Here is a 20017-nt window from a genome sequence, read left to right on the forward strand (position 1 = left end):
GTTGGATACTTTGTGTGTTCGTCGCCGGCCCAGACAGCTAGCGCGCAGCAGTGCCGCCGGCTATCAGCACCGGCAGCAGCGTCACTGGAAACCGTTGGCGAACAGCGCGTCGTTGGGTACTGCGACGAGGCCGTAGGGCTGGCTGATGCCGGTGTTGCTGCCGGCCAGGGTGCGCACCGGCGCGAGATTGCCATTGGCGGTGCGCGGGAATGCGATCACCTTGGGATTGTTCGAGCTGTACGCGCCGGTCGCGACGTAGAGCAGGTCGTTCGAGGGTTCGTAGGCAACCGCGGTCACCGATTCCAGCGTGGTGTTGCTGCCGGCGATGACGCGCGTGGGCGACACATCGCCGCTGGCCGACGCGGGCAGGGTGACGATCTGCCAGGCGGAACTCTGCTGCACGGCGACGGCGATTTCGTTGGTCTGCGGAATATAGGCGATGCCGCCCGGAAACTCGCCCAGCCGCGTATTCGGCCCTTCTATCGTGCGCAGCGGTGCGGTGTTGCCGGTGGCAGTGCGGGCGAAGATCAGCACTACCGTGTGCGAGACCCCGCTGATAACCGCCCTGTCGATCACGGCGATTTCGTCATTTGGCAGCAGCGCCACGCTGATCGGCGAATTCAGCCGCGTCACATTGCCGGCAATGCCGCCCCAGGAAATCAGGCGCGACGGAAAGCCGACATTGCCCGAAGCGTTGCGCGCGAACGTGCCTATGCAGCAGCCCATCACCGGCACCAGGATTTCGTTGTGGGCGACGTCGACGGCAAGCTGGCGCGGCTGTCCCAGGTATTCGGTCGTGATCGTGCGCAGCGGCGCGACATTGCCGCTGGCGTTGGCCGGATAGACGCGGATGGCCTTGCCGTAGAAATCCGCCACGTAGATCACCCGTTCGCTGGGCTCGTAGGTGGCATAGACCGGCGTCACCAGCACCTGGCCGCCGAGGTTGGTGGTCAGCGCCGACAGCGGCGCCACGTTGCCGTTCTGGCCCGGCGCAAAGCGCAGCAGCGGCCCGACATCGGTCGGGTTGCTGCCGCGGAACTCGCCGACCAGCACATCGGCCTGGGCGCAGGCGGCAATCAGGAAGGCGCCGGCGGCGGCGCAGCGAAGCAGGAATCGGGACATGGCAATCGGCACGTGAGCGGCTAACGCCGCGGACAGGTACCAGTACGCAATCGCGGCAACAAAACCCTCAGGTCTTGTGTTCGGGTGTTTCGCTCATGATCTCGCGCACGCCGTCGGCGCGGAACGGCTGCACCAGCTGGGCCAGGAAACCCCTGGCAATGCGGCCGTGGATACCGATGTCGGCTGGCGGACGCCGCGGCGGATTGAAATACGTACCGAACAGCTGGTCCCACAGCACCAGGTTTTCGCCGTAGTTGCGGTTGCCCTCGGCCAATACCTTGGAATGATGCCAGCGATGCAGTGCCGGGGTGGAGAAGATCCAGTCCAGCGGCCCGGTGCGCAGCACGATGTTGCAATGGGTGAGCAGGCCGGTGATCGCGGTGACGGCGCTGATCCAGAGAAACACCGCCAGCGGCGCGCCCAGCAGATACAGCGGCACCTGGCCCAGCAGCGCCTTGAAACAGGTATCGACGATATGGAAACGGCCGGTGTTGATCACCCACAGCCGTTCCACGCTGTGGTGCAAGGCATGGAAGCGCCAGAACGCCGGCCATTCGTGGGCGATGCGATGCGCCACATACAGGCCCAGCTCGGCCACGACCAGGCCCAGCACCACTTGCAGGAACAGCGGCCAGTCCGACGGCCACAGGCCGGCGGCGGGGTGGGTTGCGGGCTGCACTGCGCTGGCCGTGGCCATGCCCAGTGTGGCGGCCAGGCCGGCGCCGATCTGCACCAGTCCCTTTGTGAACAATGTATGAGCGAGATTGGCGCCGGTCTCGCCGTCGTCCTGCAGCCACAGCGGTTCGTGCGGCATGTAGCGTTCCAGCGCTGCGATGGCGCCGACCAGGGACAGATACACCAGGTTGAACCAGGCCAGCGGATGCGGGCTGGACAAGGCAAAGTAGCAGCCGTACAGGCCCAGCCCGTACAACAGCGGCCACAAGGTATACGAAAGCGTTGCTTCCAGCGGTTGCCGGAAGGTTTTGCCCAGGTCCATCGGTAGCCCCGTTTTTTCGTGCGGCAGCGGACGCCGCGCCCGCCGCTGCTGACGCCGGCAGTCAAACACAGCGCTGCGCCAGCGGCAATGTCCGGGCGTTGCCGACGCTGCGCGGGCCAGGTGCCGGGTCGATCGTCGTTCAGGGCGCTGCGCCAGGCCCGGGCTGCTGCCCGGGCGTCGGCGGTCGCGTCCTGCCGCCGCACGACAGTCATGTGTTCGCCACCGCGCCTTGCGACGTTATGCAAAGAATGTGTTACGGCCGGACCCTGCGCACCGTTGCCCGCGCAGGCGTCTGTCCCGTTCGTCACCCTTGCAGACCTTGCAACCTGACCTTATTGGGCTGATCAGGAGACGGCAGTTCCGGCGTTGCGGCGCGCATAGCCGTGGCGGGATCGCCTACACTCCAGCGGTAAAGCCGTGGGGCGATGGGGAGATCGCGTTGAGCCGATTCATGCGTGCGTTGCAAAAAGCCGGTCTTGTTCAACTGGACGAGGCGGAACAACCCGTGGACGAGGCTGCAGTACCGGCCAGCGTCAGCGATGTCGTGATGGACACGGCAAGCGCCGACACGCCGCCCGCACCCGTCGCCGAGGCAGCACCGCAGCAACCCCTGGGCGAACTGGTTGAACAGCGGCCGTTCGAGCAGATCTATGCCGACCAGGCGGTCGCTGCCGCACCGTTCAGTGCGGAAAAACTGCTCAAGATCCTCGACGGCCTGGCCGCGCTGGAGCCGCCGGCACGCATCGCCGCGGTGCGTGCGCTGGACGCCGCCGACGATGCCTGGACCATCGACGATGCCCTGCTCGACGCCGAGCGCAAAAGCCGCGCCCTGCTCGGTGCGCGCAGCCAGCTGGAGCAACATGCCCGCGCCGCGCTGGAACAGGCGCGCGCCGCCGTCACCGAACGCGACCAGCGCCAGCAGGACGCGGTAGGCCGCATCCGCAGCCAGATCGCCGACCTGGAAGCGCTGCTGGAGCGCGAAGTCACGCGCGCCACCGAAGAAAAAAGTGCCCTGGAAAATGCTGCCCGGGCAACCAAGGAAGCCTGCCTGCGCGAAGTCGCGCGGCTGGATGCGGAAAGCGAACGCCTGAAACGCCTGGCCGCCACCTTTGGCGGCGGCGCTCACCCGGGCACCTGATCGAACCCCCCTGCCAACGGAGCCACCATGGCCAAGATGACCCCGCTCGCCAAAGGTCTGGTCACCCTCATCATCCTCGGCGGTACTGCCGCTGCCGCCTGGCACCTGGGCCTGAAGGAAATCGTCCAGGGCAAGGCCGCCAGTCCGGCCAGCCCGGCGGCGACACCGAACACGCCGGCCACGGGCAGCACGACCGCGGCCACGCCTGCCGCGACGCCCGCCAGCACGGCCAAGCCGGCTAGTGCTGCGCCGGCCGGCGGCGCGCTGGGCTCGGCCGGCAACCCGCTGAAGGTCAGCCTGGTCAGCTTCCACGGCTATGCGCCGGCGCTGCTGGCCAACGGCAAGTCGCTCAAGACCCAGGCCGGCTCGCTGTTCGCCCAGGCCGGCGTGAACGTGGAATTCGTCATCCAGGACGACATTCCCACCTTGTCGACCATCTTCGAATCCAAGGCCGCCCACTGCGCCTGGCGCACATCCGATTTCTGGGCGCAGGAACAGCCCAATCTGCGCAACGCCGGCCTGGACGGCCGCGCCATCATGGCGGTGGACAATACCCAGGGCGCCGACGCGATCATCTCGCGCAACCCGGCCATCACCCGCGTCGAAGACCTGGCCGACCACAGCATCGCCCTGCTGCAGTTCACCCCGTCCGACGGCATGACCATCGACGCGCTGGAAAACTCCAGCCTTACCGCACGCAAGAAATCCTCGGTGCGCTACGTCTACATCAATGCCGAGGAAGGCACTGCCGGCGTGCGCGCGGCGCTGGAAGCCGGCAGCGTCGATGCGGTCGCGCTGTGGGATCCCGACCTCTCCCTCGCGCTGAAGAACGTACCCGGCGCGCACGTGGTGTATTCCACGCGCACAGCCACCAACCTGATCTACGACGTGATCGTCTGCGACAACCGCGTGCTGTCCGAACCGGCCAACGAAGCCACGCTGCAGGCCTTCGTCAGCGGCTGGATGAGCGGCGTGGATGCGGCCAAGAAGACGCCGGACGAAGCGGTCGATGCGCTGGTGCGCACGGAGGAGTTCTTCTCCCTGCTGGCCAAGGACCAGGGCCGCCCGTTCGTCAAGAGCCTGTTCGAAAACCTGGTCTGGACCGGCCTGGAAGACAATGCGCGCATCTTCGGCCTGGCCGGCGGCACCAACCACTACGACCGCGTCTATCGCCGCTTCGACGGCATCTACCGCAAGGCCGGCGCGCTGGCCAATCCGAATTCGCCGGTGATCGCGCCGCAGGATTCGATCGACCTGCGCTATATCCGCAACCTGCTGGCCAAGAGCCAGGCGGCGCAAACCGCTGCGGCCAAGCCGGAGTTCACCTTCACCGAGCAGGAACGCCAGCAGGTGGCCAAGCAGGAACCGGCCGTGACCAAGCCGGTGATGGTGAGTTTCGCCAGCGGCTCGGCCGAGCTGACCAAGCGGTCGCAGAAAATCATCGATGAGGAAATGGTGCCGTTCATCGAGAACAACGGTTCGGCCTATTTCGACATCTCGGGCAACAGCGATTCCACCGGTGCGCGCGAAGCCAACATGCGCATTTCCCGCGCCCGCGCCCAGGCCGTGGTCGATTACCTGGTCAGCCAGTGGGAATTCGACCGCGCCCGCTTCGCCGTGACCGGCAACGGGCCGGACAAGCCCTTGTGCAACGAGAGCGCACCGCAGAACGAAAACCTCAGCCTGGAAGACTGCCGCGCGATAAACCGCACGACGCGCGCGGCGGTATTGCGGCGCTGAGGTTCGGCGGGTAGCCCGCTACGCGAGCGGAACGCGGAGCGGGATTGTCAGTTCGGTTCGCTCGGCGTGCGGCAACACGATCCAACGGTGTCGCAAGCCTGAGCGCCTGCCCCCTCACCCCAGCCCTCTCCCCCAAGCGAGCTTGGAAGAGAGGGAGCTACAGCGGTGCGACGGTATCGACGATTCAAAGCCCTCTCCCCAAGCTCGCTTGGGGGAGAGGGTTGGGTGAGGGGGCAGGCATTGCCGCACGGCGTACCGCTGGATCGTCGTAGCGAATCTGCAGCGCCGATGGCGGTCGCATCCAACGGTCGCGGCTTGGCCTGAACCGCCATACCGCAAATTTCCACGCGCAAGGTAGCGACATGAGCGAACCCACAACCTGGAACCCCTACGCGCCGCTGAGCGCCCAGACCACGCGCACGCTGGGCATCGGCGCCGTGGTTGCCGTGCTGCTGCTCTGGGCCATCGTCAGCGGCACCGGCCTGGTCAGCCCGAACAAGCTGCCGGCGCCGTGGCAGGTGGCCAAGGCCTTCGTCTACCTGGCCTGGGACGGCGAAAACCAGCGCAGCCTGCTGCTCAATGCGACGCTATGGTCGGTCGGTCGCGTGCTCGCCGCCGGCGCCCTGGTCATCGCGATCGGCATTCCCATCGGCGTGCTGATGGGCGCGTCGCCCAAGCTCAATGCAACCTTGTCGCCGCTGATCGATCCGTTCCGCTCCGCACCGGTCGTGGCGCTGCTGCCGATCATGGTGATGTGGTTCGGCATCGGCGAGTGGATGAAGATCCTGTTCCTGTTCGTCGGTGCCGTGGTCTACCTGATTCCGATGGTGCGCGACGCGGTACGCGCCGTGCCGCAGGCGTACTGGATCTCGGCGCGCGATCTCGGCGCCACGCCCATGGAAGCGGTACGCCATGCGGTGCTGCCGCTGGCCATGCCGCGTATCGCCGATGCAGTCATCGTCGGCGTGTCGGTGATGTGGACCTATATCACCGTGGCCGAATACGTCAACGCGCGCGAAGGGCTGGGCCAGCTGATCCAGAACGCACGCCGCTTCTCCGCCATGGACCAGGTGTTCGCCGGCATCATTGTCATCGTCGCGTTCGCCCTGCTGAGCTACCAGCTGATGCAGTATATAAAGAAAAAAATGTACCCCTGGGAGACCAAGCTGTGAGCGCGCCCGCCAACCCGGTCAGCATCGAACTCAAGGACATCGTGCAGGAATACCCGACCAAGGACGGCAGCGGCGTGCTGCGCGTGGTCGACGGCATTTCGCTGACCTTGAGCCCCGGCATCAACATGCTGCTGGGGCCGTCCGGCTGCGGCAAATCGACCATCCTGCACATGATGGGTGGCGTGCGGCCGATCGGCGTGGCCACGCCGACCTCGGGCACGGTGCTGATCGACGGCGTGCCCTGCACCGAAGCGCACGACGACGCGGTGATGGTGTTCCAGCGCTACGCCAACCGGCCCGACCTGACGGTCGAGGAAAACGTCGCCTTTCCGTTCCGCCTCAAGCACTGGCGCGCGCGCATCGACGCCGCCGAAGCCCGGCGCCGGCTCGACGAGACCCTGGCTGCAGTAGGCCTGAGCGGCCATCGCAAGCACCTGCCGTCGCAGCTTTCCGGCGGACAGAACCAGCGCGTTGCCCTGGCCCGCGCCCTGGTGCTGCGGCCGCGCATCCTGCTGATGGACGAACCCTTCGGTGCGCTGGATGCGCAGACCCGCGCCGAGATGCAGCAGCTGCTGGTGCAGATCTACGAACAGAATCCCTGCCTGGTGGTCTTCGTCACCCACGACGTGACCGAGGCGCTGACCCTGGGCGACCGTGTCGTCGTGCTGTCGACCCAGCCGGCCAAGATCGCCGATGACTTCGCCATCCTCGAACCGCGGCCGCGTTCGGTCACCTGGCAGCGCTCCACTGAAGCCGTGCGCATGGAAGAACGCATCCTGTCGCAGCTGCATGCGGCCAGCACCGGCCGCGCCAGCCTGCGCGTGTCGGTGTAAGAGGGCGGCATCGTGACGATGGATCCGGCCTGGAACCGCGGCAGCGAGGAAGAACAGCCGTCCTACCTCTGGGCGATGCTGACCACGCCGCTCAACGTGAACCTGTTCCTGGCCACCCTGGCCAGCAGCACCTTCCTGTCGATTCCCTACGGCGCACCCGGTGCCATCCTGCCGCTGCTCGCGTTTGCCGCGGGCGAGGCGATCGCGGCGATGTTCGTGCCGTCCTCGTCGACCTTCCGCGCCAAGGTCGACCTCAAGCTCAAGCTGAAACGGCGCGAAGCCGCGGCCATGCACCTGCGCGGCGAAATCGCCCGCCGCTGCACCGAGCACGATCCGCGCTGGGACATCTACCGCAACCTGCAGGAACGCGTGCGCAGCCTGCGCGAAATGGGCAGCCACCGGCGCAGCGCGCTGAGCGAGAAAGACCTGGAGCGCATCGAGGACACCGGCATCGACTTCCTCGGCCTGTGGCTGGCCGAGCTGTCCATGGAAGAACGCCAGGATTCGGTCAAGGAACGCGACGTGGAGCGGCGCATTGCCGAAATCACCGCACGCATCGAAAAAGGCGCCGAGGACGAGCGCAGCCTGCGCAAGGCGCGCAGCGATCTGGAAGAGCTGCTTTTGCGCCATCGCCGCCTGGCCAGCCGCAAGTCGGCGGTGGAAGCCGCGCTGCTGTCGCTGCCCGATGCGGTGGAAGAAATCTACCAGGCCATCATCACCAATTCCGCCGCGGCCGAAGGCGGTGTGCGCCTGACCGAGGCGATAGAACGCCTGCGGCTGGAAGAAGAGCTGGAATCCAGCTACGGCGCCGAAATCGAAAAACTGGTGCAACCGGCGGCGGCGCGCGTCATCGGCGCGGCGCGCCAGGGAGTAAAACCGTGAATGTGAACAAGATCAGTCGTGGAGAACTGGAAAGCCTGGTGAACTTCAGTGCGCAGGAGCGCCTGGTGCACGAGGCCATCCGCGCCGCGCTGTACGATCCGCTGCAACGGCTGCGCTTCCTCGGCCGCTATACCAGCTGGAACGGCCTGTTCGGTTCCGGCGTGGCCGCGCTGGCCGGCAAGATCGGCCGCTCGCGCCGCCTGTTTCTCGACCGCGACGAGCCCATCGCCGCACTGGCCGACCGCAGCGTCTATGTCGGCAGTTTCTTCTTCGATGCGGCGCGCGACGAATTCGACGACCACGACAGCGTGCACCGCGACAGCCACCGCTGCCTGGCCCAGGCCACGCTGAAGGGGCTGCTGCAGATCGAGGCCGTGCAGGTGCCGGCGCTGGCCGACGCGCGCGGCGTGAACCAGCTGCTGGCCGATCCGGACTGGCTCATCGAACTCAACCTGCGCGTGGCGCGCGGCTACGGCGCGCACAGCGCCGACGACCTGCCGTCGATCTTCGCCGCGATCGGCTACCACCTGGGTTCGGAACTGCTGGCCGACCGCGAGTTTTCCATCATCGACGAAACCCTGCGCCAGTCCGCGCCCGAGCTGGTGCAGCAGCTGCTGACCACGCGCATCGCCATCGCCGGCCAGGAGCACGTGGCTTACCACTGGATCGCGATCCATTCCGGCCATGGCGGCGCGGCCGAGGCCGATCATTTCGACTGGGCCACCCAGGGCGCACGCCTGGCCCTGCGCTTCACGCCCGAAGCCGATCATCTGGCGCTGAAGCAGCAGCTGATCCAGGGCTTCATCGCCTTCGCCAACGACCATCGCCAGTTCTTTGAATCGGTGAACAAGTAACCAGCACCGCTGCGCTGCAGCGGCGCACGTCCTTCTTGCAACGGAGACCAGTGCATCATGGCCAGCATCAATTTCTTCGACCGACTCGGCAATCTCTGGCGCGGCTTCGTGTCGCTGTGGATTGCCGACGTGGAGAAAAAACACCCGGAGATCGCCTACGAAAACGCGATCAACAGCCTGATCGGCAAATACACCAAGCTGAAAAGCGCGACCGCTGCGATCATCCGCCGCCGCGACGAGATCGATCATCGCGTCGAAGCCGAGCGGCAAAGCCTGGCAGCGGTGAATCGCGATCTGGAAGCCGCCCTCGCCACCAACCAGGACGACCTGGCCCTGGTACTGCTGCAGAAGAAAAGCGCGGTCGAAGCCGAACTGAGCGGACTGGCGGCGGAAGCCGAGCAGTCCAAGGTCGACGCCGACGACGCCAAGAACGCGCTGCTGTCGGTGAAGAGCGAGATCGACAAGCTCAAGGGCGAACGCGACCGCATGCTGGCCAAGATGCAGAGCGCGCAGGCGCGCATCCAGATCCAGTCGCAGCTCGACGGCCTCAGCGTCGAAGCCGACGTACAGGCGCTGGACAAGGTGCGCGACCACATCAAGAACACCATTTCCGAGGCCAACCTGGGCAAGGAACTGCGCGATTCCGATCTCGACGTGCGCCTGGACAAGCTGCGCCAGCAGTCCGGTTCCATCACGGCGCGTGCCCAGCTCGACGAACTCAAGCGCCAGCGCGCCGCCCAGGCGGCCGCCGGTAAACAGATGTAAAAGGAGATAACACATGGCCGCGTCGCGTCCTGCGGTACCCCTGCCGCGCTGGGCCGAAACGGTCCGGCGCAAATACATCGGCGGTGAGGCGTCGATGTTCATCCTGCATCACAACGTGTTCGATGAAATCCTGCACGGCGGCGAGTTCTATTCGCTGGTGGATTTCCTCGCCGAGGTGCTGCTCAAGGACAACAAGGACACCATCCTCGTCTACGACCCCTCGGCCGGCGTGCGCTATGCCAAGCGCACCAGCGCCCTGGGCACCGAGCCGGTGCGGCCGAACAAGCCGCCGGAAGAGGCACTGGCCGACATCGAGCACGAAATCCTGCTGCGCCACAGCGCAGCGCTGATCATCAGCTATGCGGGCAGCATCGCCCCGCCGGGCGAGGAAAACTTCCTCTCCCAGGCCGACCGCATGGCGGCGATCCGCCTGCACCGCTGGTCGATGAGCCCGGAGCTGGAAAGCAAGGACAACGTCGTCTTCCTGCTGAGCGAATCGCTGGCCGAGCTGAATGCCAAGATCGTTGCCAACCCGCGCGTGGCTGCGGTGGAAATTCCGCTGCCCGACCTGGACGAGCGCGCCGCGGTGATCCGCAAGGTCGATACCGGCATGCACGAGGACAATGTCGAGCGCCTGGCCGAGCACAGCGCCGGCCTGCGCGCGGTGCAGATTGCCCAGGTGCTGACGCCGCGCTCGGCCGACAACGCCCTGGGCGACAAGGACCGGCTGGAGCTGATCCGCTCCCTGCTCGGCAGCAGTGCCGACGCGGAACAGCGCGCCGCCAAGCTGGCCGGCATCACGCGCGGCATGGACACGGAAGAAATCCGCCACCTGATCAATCCCGACCTGCCGCTGCCGGAAACCGACGCAGGCGATCCGTATGCGGAAGTGATCGAGCTGGTGCACCGGCGCAAGCGCGAGATCATCGAGAAGGAATGCGCCGGCCTGATCGAGTTCGTCGATGCGCGCCACGGCCTGGAAGCGGTCGGCGGCGCCGAAGGCATCAAGGCCGAACTGATGCAGATTGCCGCAGCCATCAAGAGCGGCGACAAGCACCGCGTGCCGATGGGCCTGCTCTTCGTCGGTCCCATGGGCACGGGCAAGACCTTCATCGCCAAGGCCTTCGTCAAGGCCTCGGGCCTCAGTGCTGTCACGCTGAAGAACTTCCGCTCGAAATGGGTGGGTTCGACCGAGGCCAACCTGGAAAAAGTGCTGGGCATGGTCAAGGCCCTGGGGCCGATCATCCTGATCATCGACGAAGGCGACCGCAGCTTCGGCGGCCAGTCCGAAGACACCGACGGCGGCACCTCGTCCCGGGTGATCGCGCGGCTGAAGGAATTCATGAGCGACCCGGACAACCGTGGCCAGGTGCTGTTCATCCTCATGACCAACCGGCCCGACAAGCTCGACATCGACATCAAGCGCGCCGGCCGCATCGACCGCAAGATTCCCTTTTTCTATCCCGATACCGCCGAAGACGTCGAAGCCGTGCTCAAGGCCATCTTCGCGCGCTACAAGCTCGGCGAGGCCATCGACTGGGCGGCAGCGCGGCCCAGCACCAGCGCCAAGCTGGTGGGCTATTCCAATGCCGACCTCGAAGCGGTCTGCCTGCTTGCGCTGAACATGGCCGGCGAAGGCAGCAGCATCGACCAGGCCTGCTTCGAAGCCGCCATCGCCGACTACGTGCCGGCGCGCGACGCGGGCATGCTGGAATACATGGAAATGCTCGCCGTGTTCGAAGCCTCGCGCCGTAGCATGCTGCCGGCGCGCTACCGCGACATGAGCCAGGAGGATTTCAACCTGCGCCTGCGCGAACTCAAGCGCGAACTGCGGCTTTAGCCGATGCCGCGCGGTGCAAGCTGCCGAAGCTTCGCCCCTCACGCCCGCACACGGCGCAGTGGTGTATGAAGACACGAGGCCAATGCCTTGGCCCCCTCTCCTCCACGCTCGCGTGGGGCGTGAGGAGGGGACGCACAGAGCTATCGGCTCTGTCTCCTCCGAACACCCAACGAGCCGGACAGGGTTGGGGGGAGGGGGCGCCGCCAAGAATTGCCCAAATACCAGGTTTTTGGCCAATCCGGAAAAATCCGCAAAATATCTTTATAGCCAATTAACTCTTACGTCACCCGTCCCCATTCCCGCCAGCTCTCAAGCAGGAGCCATCCATGACCACCCCCACCACCCTCGAACTGCACCACCTGCAGGCCATCGTGCGCGCCATGCACGATGTCGCCCTGACCGACGGCGTACACGATGCCGAGCGCGTGATGCTGCGCGGCTTCTACGACACCTGCCAGCAGGAAGCCGCTGCACTGGCGTCGTTCGACGACCTGATCGCCATGCCGTTCGACCTCGCCGCCATCGTCGACGACTTCAAGCAGCCGGGTCAGAAGGCTGCCCTGCTGCATTCCTGCCTGCTGCTGGCGCATGCCGACGGCAGCTACTCCGCCACCGAGCGCGCCAAGGTACTGGGCTTCGCCGATGCACTGGGTGTATCCGCCGGCGAGCTGGAACAGCTGGAAGAAAGCGTCGCCGACCACCTGCTGCAGCAGATCTCGCGTATCAGCAACGTGGAAGCGCTGCAGGAAGTGCAGAAAGAACTGAATACGCCTTGAGTCCGAATGGAAACATCCACACGGCCATAACGGCTATTCGTACTAAATGATCGTCCCAAACCTGGAGAGACGCGCATGAAGAAGATCGGATCGGCAGAGTGGAAAGGCAGTATCAAGGAAGGCGGCGGCACCATCTCGACGGAAACCGGCGTGCTGAGCAACGCGCCCTACGGTTTCAAGTCGCGCTTCGAGGACGGCCCGGGCACCAATCCGGAAGAACTGATCGGTGCGGCGCATGCGGGCTGCTTCTCCATGGCCCTGTCGAATATCCTCGGCCAGAGCAATCTCACGCCCGACTACATCAAGACCCGCGCCGAAGTCAGCCTGATCAAGACCGATGCCGGTTTCACCATCAATGCTGTGCACCTGGTGGTGAACGCGAAGGTGCCCGGTACTGACGCAGCTACGTTTGCCGAACTCGCCGCCAAGGCCAAGGCCGGCTGCCCGGTGTCGCGCGTGCTGAATGCGGAAATCAGCATGGATGCGACGCTGGACGCGTAAGCGCGATCGCATCGGCGGGGCGTGCCACAAAAGGAGAGGCCGCCGAAGGGCGGCCTCTCTTTCCCAGTTTCACTTCAACGTATCAGCTGTCGCTGATCTCGCCTTCCTGGTAGACCAGCTTCTGCTGCGGCAGGTCGATGTAGAACATCGCGCCTTCTTCTTCCTTTGGCAGCACGCCGACTTTCAGCGACGGCACGAATACCTGGCGGCCATCGAGCTTCACCGGCCGCAGTACCACGGCCATCTGCACGTTGACTACGGCACCGTTGGCCGCTTTCCTCACTTCTGCCAGCAGTTCGCGCTTTAGTTCGTCCGTGCTCTTGAGCTTGAAGCTGGTCAGCTGCGGATGCAGCAGCAGCGAGGGCCAGCGCAGGCTCAGGCCAACCACGTCGCCACCCTTGCGCGAGGCCAGCTTGGCTTCGCTGCCTTCGACCTGCATGCCGTCGATGTTGCGCAGTGCATAGGTGAAGACCGAGTCGGCGGTGAGGATCGCGGTGTCTTCGGGCTTGTCCGTGCCCTGGGTGCGCAGCGCCATCACGCCCGTGTTCTTGAACAGTACCTGCTGCGCATCGATGCCGGCGCGTTCCAGCAGGTCGAGATGGCGTGCTTCGATCTCGCGCTGCGAACGCTGTGCGTCGGCGAACGCCATCGGCGGCTCGCCTTCGATATTGCGTGCGAAATGCACGCGGCCCGAGGCCTTGGCGATGCCGTAGGTCGCGGTCTTGTTGGCGACATAGTCCGAACCGGTCAGGTCGGCATGCGGCAGGCCGAGCAAGGCTTCGAGGTCGGAAATCTTGCGCAGCTTGAGCGGAGCGTAGCCGTCCGGATATTTGAGGCGCACGCTTTCCAGCCGGCGCGCCAGCAGCTCGGCGCGGAACGGCGGCAAGGCTGCTTCGATCAGGCGGGCATAGTCTTCGGAGTACAGCTGTGCCGTATCCGCCGGCGAACCCAGTTCATTGCTGTCCGCAGCCTGGCTGGACGCCAGCGGCGCCAGCAGCAGCAGGCCAACCAGGCCGAAGAAGCCGGCGCGTATGCGAAATGTGGAAGTTTTCATGTTCATGAGTCCGTTCAGTTCGGCAGCGCGCCGCCGCCGGTGGAGGGATCGCAACCGCTGATGTAGCGTGCGGTTACCCAGCTTGCAGCCGTGTCCGACCACTTGCTGGCGTAGCGTTCGTTCAATACGTCGGCGGAACGCGCGGCGGTGTTGCCAAAGCCCAGTGACACCGGGCAGATGGTCTTGTAGCTGTTGTACCAATGGTCGACGTGATGCATGTTGTCGACCCAGGCCTTGCCCACGCCCTTGGACGCGGTACCGTCGGCGGCCAGGTCTTCGTACTCGTCGACGTACTGCGAACCGATGTACATCAGGCCGTGGAAGCCGGCGATCACGTGCACGCCGCCGTTGGCCACGCCGTACCAGGCCTGGCGCTTGTCCCACTGCATGCTCTGGCAGGATGACATGTGGAAAAAGCGCAAACGTCCACCCGAGGCCTTGCCCAGCTTCATCTGGTTGACGTTGAGCTTGCACTCGCCCTGGTCCTTGGTGTGCATGCTGCCGGCCCAGCCGACGGAGTCGACCGAACCGTGGGTGCAGATCAGGCCGGCGTCCTGCCCGTCCAGGCGGCTGTTGTCGATGCCCCAGGCGGCGATGGACGGATCGGTATACTTGCTGACGCGGACCAGCGAGAAATTCTGCCAGACCGGCACGAAACCACGGTCGTCCATTTCATGGCGCCAGGCCATGCACATGTCGTCCCACCAGTCGCGTTGCGAACCAGAACAGTCGCCGTCCCATTTGGTGATGGCCGAGCTCCAGACCGAATCCGCCATGGCGTTGCCGCCGGCGCCGAGCGCGGTCAGGGCGAGGCCTGCGCATAGCAAAGCTTTGCGTGTCGCTTTCATTTGATGCTCCATGTCGATGATTGACGAGCGTCCAGAACGCGCTGTGCAGTCCGTACCGAACAACTGCGCCGGCTCGCCGTGTTGCCTGTCCCGTCCTTGGCGGGAAAACGCAACGGTTATACGAACGGATGATGTGTACAAAGACGAACACGGTTTTTCGATTCTGTTGAACATCGATTCAGGCAAAAGAGAAATTTGTGCAACACCGCGCGACATGCCTGTCGACCGCTTCACAAAAGCGGCAGAAACGCCGCGTTCGTCTTCACCAAGCTGACTGAAAACCCCAGTAACAGACCATGTCGCTTTTCGCGACGCTCGCGCGTCTTGCTGATACCAACGCAAGGAAGCGTGCCGGCATTGCGCCCCGGACAGGAAGTCCGTCACGCGCAATACCGGCGGCGGGCAGGCAGGAAGCAAAGGAGGCGAAGGAAGCAAGGAATGCGAGGGAAGCGAAGGAAGCGCTACGTGCTGTATCGGCGTAGCGTGTTCGTTGCTCTTCCGGCGAGCAAGGAAGCCTTTGGCAGGCGGCGCTTTCGTAGGGTGCGATGAGCGCAGCGAATTGCACCGCGCTGTGCCGATGCCGGCCAGCATCGCTCGATCGTTCGGCGCAATCCGCTGCGCTCAGCGGCGCCCTGCAGGGCACCCCGCAAACGGCGGCTCAGCTGCCCAGCGCCAGCTCTTTCTGCAGAAATGCTTTTGCTGCGCGCGTGTCGCGCTTGATGGTCGGTTCGGATACGCCGAGCAATTCGGCAATGTCCTTCACTTCCAGGCCGGCGAAGAAACGCATCTCCACTACCGTCACCAGGCGCTCGTCGAGCTGGGCGAGCTTTTGCAGCGCCCGGTCCATGCCGACCAGCTGCTCGGCCTGTTCGTCCACGGGCAAGGGCACGCCTTCCAGCGCTTCCAGCTCGACATGCTCGGCACCGGCGCCGCGGCGTTCGGCCAGGCGCGAGCGGGCGTAGTCGATCACCACCTGGCGCATGGCGCGCGCCGCGGTGGCGAAGAAATGCTTGCGGTTTTCGTATTGTCCGTCGCCGCGGTCGAACAGTTTCAGATACGCCTCGTTGACCAGGGCGCGTGTGTTCAAGGTGTCGCCGCGGCGATGCCGCGCCAGTTCGGCACGGGCGATGCGCAACAGGTCGTCGTAGACCAGGTTCAGCGCCTTGTCGCGTTCGGCCGAGCCCAGGTTGGCTGCCGCAATGCGGGCCGTGATCTCGTTCTCGCTCATGCTTTCCCCCTCGCCGGTAACGACCCGTTCGGCCCTCCCTGGACCGGTGTGTAGCGAACCATGATCCCTGGGCGACTGCAATGCCGTACGTGTAGTCAGATGCCGCTGGGGCATCCTCTAACGGGAGTATGCAATGAAGCGTTACCTGATCGCCCTTGCCCTGATCGCTGCCGCCACCGCCGCCGGTTCGGCCAGCGCCTGCGCCGGCTGCAATATCAAATTAAACGGCACCAGCGAGAACGGCATCCTGCTCAATGGAATTCTGCTCAACGGCGCCCGACTGAACGGCCAGGCCGAAAACGGCATTCTGCTCAACGGAATCCAGCTCAATGGCCGGAATCTCAACGGCATCAGCCTGAACGGCTTCAACCTCAACGGCATACTGCTCAACGGCCAGGCGCAGCAAGGCAGCGCGTCGGAAGCAGCGAATGGGCAGTCCGCCGACTGGTCCGCCGTGCCGCTGAGCCAGGTGCAGGTGCGCCTGCCGCCGGCGCGCTAAGCCATGATGCGCCTGTTCGCGCTGCTGCTGGGCCTGGCCGCGCTGCCCGCCGCGACGGCGGCGCCAGCCTCGCGCCTCGGCGTCGACGGTACCGAGTTCGTGCTGTACCAGCTCGACGGACGCGTGCTGCGCAGCGCCGAACTGGTCGGCGCCGAACTCGATCTCGGCGGCGGCCGCCAGCTGCGCATCGATGCGGTGCGGCCCGATCCCGCTGACGCCAGCGGTACCGTGCTGCTGCACCGCTTCAGCCAGCGCCAGGGCGACGGCGCGTGGATTCAGGCTTGCGAAGCCGATCGCGAAGGTCATCACGAAGGCTTTCCGGTGCCGGGGCGCTGGGTCGCCGGCCGCTATGCCCACGACCGCGAGCACTTCGCCCTGACCTGTACCGGCGGCGCCCAGGCCAAGTGCGTACGCTGGGGCTACAGGCCCTGGGCCGATGCGCCCGACGGCACGCCCATGGCCGACATGTACGAAGCCTGCGTGCACATGGTGCGTGCCGACTACTGCGGCGACGGCGTCGCCACGACGCGCGACGGCACGGCCATCGACATCTACGACAGACACGGCGTGCAGCAGCCGGCCAGCGGGCCGGATTTCCGCTTCGAGGCCGGCTGGGCGCCGGGCGGTGCGGTCTGCGTCCATCACCCGCGCATTGCGCAAAACATCGAACTGGACGAACTGGCGCAACGCTGCCCGCGCCTGAAAGACGCGCTGGGCCAGCGCTGCGACGAAGCCTCGGCGGCCAAGGCCGGCGCTTTGCTGTTCAATCGCTCGCGCTGAGGGGTTTCCCGCACGACGCCGGCAGCGTGCGCGGTACAGAATTCCGGCGTCACCTGGGGGACTTCTGCTATGGATGCTGAGCGTTGGCGGCGTGCGCGCGAACTGTTCGACCGCCTGATCGACCTGCCGCGCGAGCAGTGGCCGGCCGAGCTGGCGCAGCATTGCGCCGGCGATGCGGCGCTGGAGCGCGAGGTGCGCGAGCTGCTCGATGCCGACCGTGGCGCGACCACCGACGCCGGCCTCGGCGCGCAGGCACCGGCCGTGCTGGCCGATATCGCGGCGCAGGAGGAAGCCGCCGAGCACGAACGCCTGCGCGGCCAGCGTGTCGGCGCGTTCCGCCTGGTCGAGCCCATCGGCCGCGGCGGCATGGGCGCGGTCTGGCTGGCCGAGCGTGCCGACGGGGCGTTCGCGCAGCAGGTGGCGATCAAGCTGATCCGCAGCGGCTGGGATGCGGAAGCCGTGATGGCGCGTTTCCGCGACGAACGCCAGATCCTCGCCAGCCTGCAGCACCCGAACATCGCCCATCTGCTCGACGGCGGCGTAACCGCCGACGGCAAGCCGTGGCTGGCACTCGAATACGTCGACGGCAGCGATATCGCCAGTTACTGCGACCGCGAACGCCTGAGCCTGCGCCAGCGCCAGGCCGTGTTCACTACGGTCTGCGAAGCGGTGGCGCATGCGCATGCGCGCCTGGTCGTGCACCGCGACCTGAAGCCGTCGAACATACTGGTCAGCCGCGACGGCAGCGTAAAGCTGCTGGATTTCGGCATCGCCAAGCTGGTCGATCCGGCCTCGCTGCAAGCCAGCGCCAGCCGCATGTTCACGCCTGAATACGCCGCGCCGGAACAACTGCGCGGCGAAGTGGCCACGACTTCGGTCGACATCTACGCGCTGGGCCTGCTGCTGTACGAACTGCTGACCGGCCGGCGCCCCTACCGCGCCGAGAATTCCACGCCGGCCGCCTACGAGCGCGCCATCCTCGACCGCGAACCGACCCGGCCCAGCCTGGCGGTGCTGACCCGCGACGACGGTGTCGATCCGCAGCGCCTGGCCGAATGCCGCGACCTCAGCCCGCAGCGCCTGCGCGAGGAACTGCGCGGCGATCTGGACGCCATCGTGCTGAAGGCCCTGCGCAAAGACCCGGCCCAGCGCTACGCCACGGTCGGCGAGCTGATTGCCGATCTGCTCGCGCACGAGCAGCACCGCCCCGTCGCCGCACGCCGCGGCACCTGGCGCTATCGCGCCCAGCGTTTCGTGGCGCGGCATGCCCTGGCCACGGCGCTGGCCACGGCGGCGGTACTGGCCTTGTGCATAGGCCTGGGCGTGGCGCTATGGCAGGCCGAACAGGCACGCCAGCAGCGCGACCTGGCGCGGCACGAATCGGCCCGTGCCCAACGCACCGCCGATTTCCTCGCCGACCTGTTCACCCAGGCCGATCCCAACGTCAACCAGGGCAAGGAAGCCAGCGCCAGCCAGCTGCTCGACGCCGGCGCCGACCAGCTGCTCAACGGCGAACTCGACGAAGAACCGCACGCCAAGGCCGGCCTGCTGCTGGTACTGGCCCAGGCGCGCCGCGCACTGGGCGTGAACGACCTGAAAGACGGCCTGATCGACGAAGCCCTGCGCCAGGCCGAACGCAGCAACGATGAACTGCTCGTGCTGGAAACCCGCGAACTCAAGGCCGCGATGCTCGCCTCCGATTCGCAGCTCAAGCCCGCCATGGAGCAGCTGGAACAGCTACGTGCGTCCCTGCCGGGCGACGATCCGCGCTTCCTGCGCCTGCGCCTGCGCGCCAGCATCGACATGGCCAATACCGCCAGCGGCCTGGCCCGCGACGAGGACACCGAACGCTACCTGCGCGAAGCCTATGCGCTGCAGCAGCAATTGCCCGACGACGCGCAGACCTGGCGTGCCGATGCCGTCGTACCGCTGTCTTTCCGCCTGATCCGCACCGAGCGCGCGGCCGAAGCCGAAGCCCTGCTGCGCAAGGCCCTGGCTGCCGAACAGGCTAAGCCCCGGCCGCATCTGCTGCGCCAGGCACGCATCAGCGAAGTGCTGGGCATGAGCCTGCAAAACCGGCCCGACCTGAGCGAAGCGCTGGAGTGGAGCCGGCGCGCGCTGGAGCTGAAAGCCCAGGTCTACGGCAAACGCCCGCACGGCGGACTCACCACCTCGATCAACAACTACGGCGTGATGCTGATGCGCGCCGACCGCATCGAAGAAGCGCTGCCGCAATTGCGCCGCTCGCTGCAATTGCGCCGCGAACAGCTGCGCCCCGACCACGGCTGGATCGCACAAAGCTTGTTCAACTACGGCCGTGCCCAGGACCGCAGCGGCGACCTCGCCGGCGCGCGCGCCTCGCTGGAAGAAGCCAAGGCCATCCTGGTTGCCACCGATGCGGACAAGGGCCGCGACGAAACCGCGATACGGCGCGAACTCGGCAGCATCGCGCGACGCCAGCAGCGCTGGGCCGATGCGCGGGCGGAACTCGATGTTGCCTTGCAGCGTTTTCGTGCGCTGCCCAAACCCGATGCGGGCGAGATAGCGCGCACCCTGGCCGAGCGCGAAATGCTCGATGCGCAGAGCGGCGCTACGCGCAGCGACTGTGCCCAGGCACGCGAGGCGCAGACCTTGGCGGCCAGCGCGAGCCGTATCAACGCGGCGGAGCGCGCGTTTATCGAAATCGTCGTGGCGGGCTGCCTGGTCGATGCGGGGCAGCGCGACGAAGCCGCGGCACTGGTGCAGGCGAATGCAGCGAATGTGCGGGCTGCGCCGGTGCAGCCGTTGCGGTATGGGTATCTGGAATTTGTGGAAGGGAAGCTGGGGCGGAGGCCGTAGTGCTTCGCCCTGCAGCCGTAGGGCTGCAGGGCGAAGCGGTGTTCCCGCGCTTGCCTGGTGGGGGTGCTCGCGCGGGCCCAGGGGGACGGTGCCGATCCTGTAGTGCAACCAACCAATGCCGAGATCGCTGGAAGCGGCCTTGGCGGCCGC

19 protein-coding genes are annotated in these 20017 nt (G+C 66.1%); 14 read left to right on the forward strand and 5 right to left on the reverse strand.

Annotation, left to right across the window (positions count from 1 at the left end):
• Nucleotides 1-81: 81 nt before the first annotated feature.
• Both DFR29_RS04040 and olsE read right to left on the reverse strand, forming a co-directional pair.
• Entirely contained in the window at nt 82-1122 is a 1041-nt protein-coding gene (locus DFR29_RS04040) for an NHL repeat-containing protein (RefSeq protein WP_133817282.1), read from the reverse strand.
• Between the two features lie 67 nt (nt 1123-1189).
• Nucleotides 1190-2119 carry an ornithine lipid hydroxylase OlsE gene (gene olsE / locus DFR29_RS04045; RefSeq protein WP_133817283.1) on the reverse strand — a complete coding sequence of 310 codons (930 nt, stop codon included), beginning with the start codon at nt 2117-2119 and terminating at the stop codon, nt 1190-1192.
• A gap of 451 nt (nt 2120-2570) precedes the next feature.
• Here olsE and DFR29_RS04050 point away from each other — a divergent pair, with 451 nt between their 5' ends.
• From DFR29_RS04050 to DFR29_RS04095, 10 genes are all read left to right on the forward strand, one after another.
• The gene (locus tag DFR29_RS04050; protein ID WP_133817284.1) at nt 2571-3257 is read left to right on the forward strand and encodes a hypothetical protein; all 687 of its coding nucleotides are present in this window, start codon (nt 2571-2573) and stop codon (nt 3255-3257) included.
• Between the two features lie 27 nt (nt 3258-3284).
• On the forward strand, nt 3285-4997 hold the full coding sequence (locus DFR29_RS04055) for a phosphate ABC transporter substrate-binding/OmpA family protein (protein WP_133817285.1): 1713 nt from the start codon (nt 3285-3287) through the stop codon (nt 4995-4997).
• Between the two features lie 362 nt (nt 4998-5359).
• The gene (locus DFR29_RS04060) at nt 5360-6169 is read left to right on the forward strand and encodes an ABC transporter permease (protein ID WP_133817286.1); all 810 of its coding nucleotides are present in this window, start codon (nt 5360-5362) and stop codon (nt 6167-6169) included.
• Nucleotides 6166-7002: an ABC transporter ATP-binding protein gene (locus DFR29_RS04065; RefSeq protein WP_208113501.1), complete on the forward strand. Its 837-nt coding sequence runs from the start codon at nt 6166-6168 to the stop codon at nt 7000-7002. The genes DFR29_RS04060 and DFR29_RS04065 overlap by 4 nt, the downstream gene beginning before the upstream one ends.
• A gap of 12 nt (nt 7003-7014) precedes the next feature.
• Nucleotides 7015-7884: a hypothetical protein gene (locus DFR29_RS04070; RefSeq protein ID WP_133817287.1), complete on the forward strand. Its 870-nt coding sequence runs from the start codon at nt 7015-7017 to the stop codon at nt 7882-7884.
• The gene (locus tag DFR29_RS04075) at nt 7881-8738 is read left to right on the forward strand and encodes a hypothetical protein (protein WP_133817288.1); all 858 of its coding nucleotides are present in this window, start codon (nt 7881-7883) and stop codon (nt 8736-8738) included. Before DFR29_RS04070 ends, DFR29_RS04075 begins: the two co-directional genes overlap by 4 nt.
• Nucleotides 8739-8795: 57 nt before the next feature.
• Complete coding sequence (locus tag DFR29_RS04080) at nt 8796-9503, forward strand: PspA/IM30 family protein (RefSeq protein WP_133817289.1); 708 nt, start codon at nt 8796-8798, stop codon at nt 9501-9503.
• A 13-nt stretch (nt 9504-9516) separates the two neighbouring features.
• Complete coding sequence (locus tag DFR29_RS04085) at nt 9517-11343, forward strand: ATP-binding protein (RefSeq protein WP_133817290.1); 1827 nt, start codon at nt 9517-9519, stop codon at nt 11341-11343.
• 326 nt (nt 11344-11669) lie between these two features.
• Nucleotides 11670-12119 (forward strand): TerB family tellurite resistance protein, encoded by a 450-nt coding sequence (locus tag DFR29_RS04090; RefSeq protein ID WP_133817291.1) that lies wholly within the window; start codon nt 11670-11672, stop codon nt 12117-12119.
• 75 nt (nt 12120-12194) lie between these two features.
• On the forward strand, nt 12195-12620 hold the full coding sequence (locus DFR29_RS04095) for an OsmC family protein (RefSeq protein ID WP_133817292.1): 426 nt from the start codon (nt 12195-12197) through the stop codon (nt 12618-12620).
• Between the two features lie 82 nt (nt 12621-12702).
• Here DFR29_RS04095 and DFR29_RS04100 read toward each other — a convergent pair whose 3' ends face one another.
• Nucleotides 12703-13674 (reverse strand): hypothetical protein, encoded by a 972-nt coding sequence (locus tag DFR29_RS04100; RefSeq protein ID WP_133817293.1) that lies wholly within the window; start codon nt 13672-13674, stop codon nt 12703-12705.
• 14 nt (nt 13675-13688) lie between these two features.
• Nucleotides 13689-14522: a hypothetical protein gene (locus tag DFR29_RS04105; protein ID WP_133817294.1), complete on the reverse strand. Its 834-nt coding sequence runs from the start codon at nt 14520-14522 to the stop codon at nt 13689-13691.
• A gap of 10 nt (nt 14523-14532) precedes the next feature.
• Here DFR29_RS04105 and DFR29_RS04110 point away from each other — a divergent pair, with 10 nt between their 5' ends.
• A complete protein-coding gene (locus DFR29_RS04110) occupies nt 14533-14796 on the forward strand; it encodes a hypothetical protein (RefSeq protein WP_133817295.1) in 264 nt (87 codons plus the stop codon).
• Between the two features lie 384 nt (nt 14797-15180).
• On the opposite strand, the gene DFR29_RS04115 is transcribed toward DFR29_RS04110, so the two are convergent.
• Complete coding sequence (locus tag DFR29_RS04115; RefSeq protein ID WP_166653859.1) at nt 15181-15750, reverse strand: ECF-type sigma factor; 570 nt, start codon at nt 15748-15750, stop codon at nt 15181-15183.
• A 133-nt stretch (nt 15751-15883) separates the two neighbouring features.
• Between DFR29_RS04115 and DFR29_RS04120 the strand changes: the two genes are divergently transcribed.
• From DFR29_RS04120 to DFR29_RS04130, 3 genes are all read left to right on the forward strand, one after another.
• On the forward strand, nt 15884-16249 hold the full coding sequence (locus DFR29_RS04120) for a hypothetical protein (protein ID WP_133817297.1): 366 nt from the start codon (nt 15884-15886) through the stop codon (nt 16247-16249).
• Nucleotides 16250-16252: 3 nt separating this feature from the next.
• On the forward strand, nt 16253-17029 hold the full coding sequence (locus tag DFR29_RS04125) for an ADYC domain-containing protein (RefSeq protein ID WP_133817298.1): 777 nt from the start codon (nt 16253-16255) through the stop codon (nt 17027-17029).
• A 69-nt stretch (nt 17030-17098) separates the two neighbouring features.
• Complete coding sequence (locus tag DFR29_RS04130; protein WP_133817299.1) at nt 17099-19867, forward strand: protein kinase domain-containing protein; 2769 nt, start codon at nt 17099-17101, stop codon at nt 19865-19867.
• The last annotated feature ends 150 nt before the right edge of the window (nt 19868-20017 follow it).

This window comes from Tahibacter aquaticus (assembly GCF_004363655.1).
Taxonomy (GTDB): domain Bacteria; phylum Pseudomonadota; class Gammaproteobacteria; order Xanthomonadales; family Rhodanobacteraceae; genus Tahibacter; species Tahibacter aquaticus.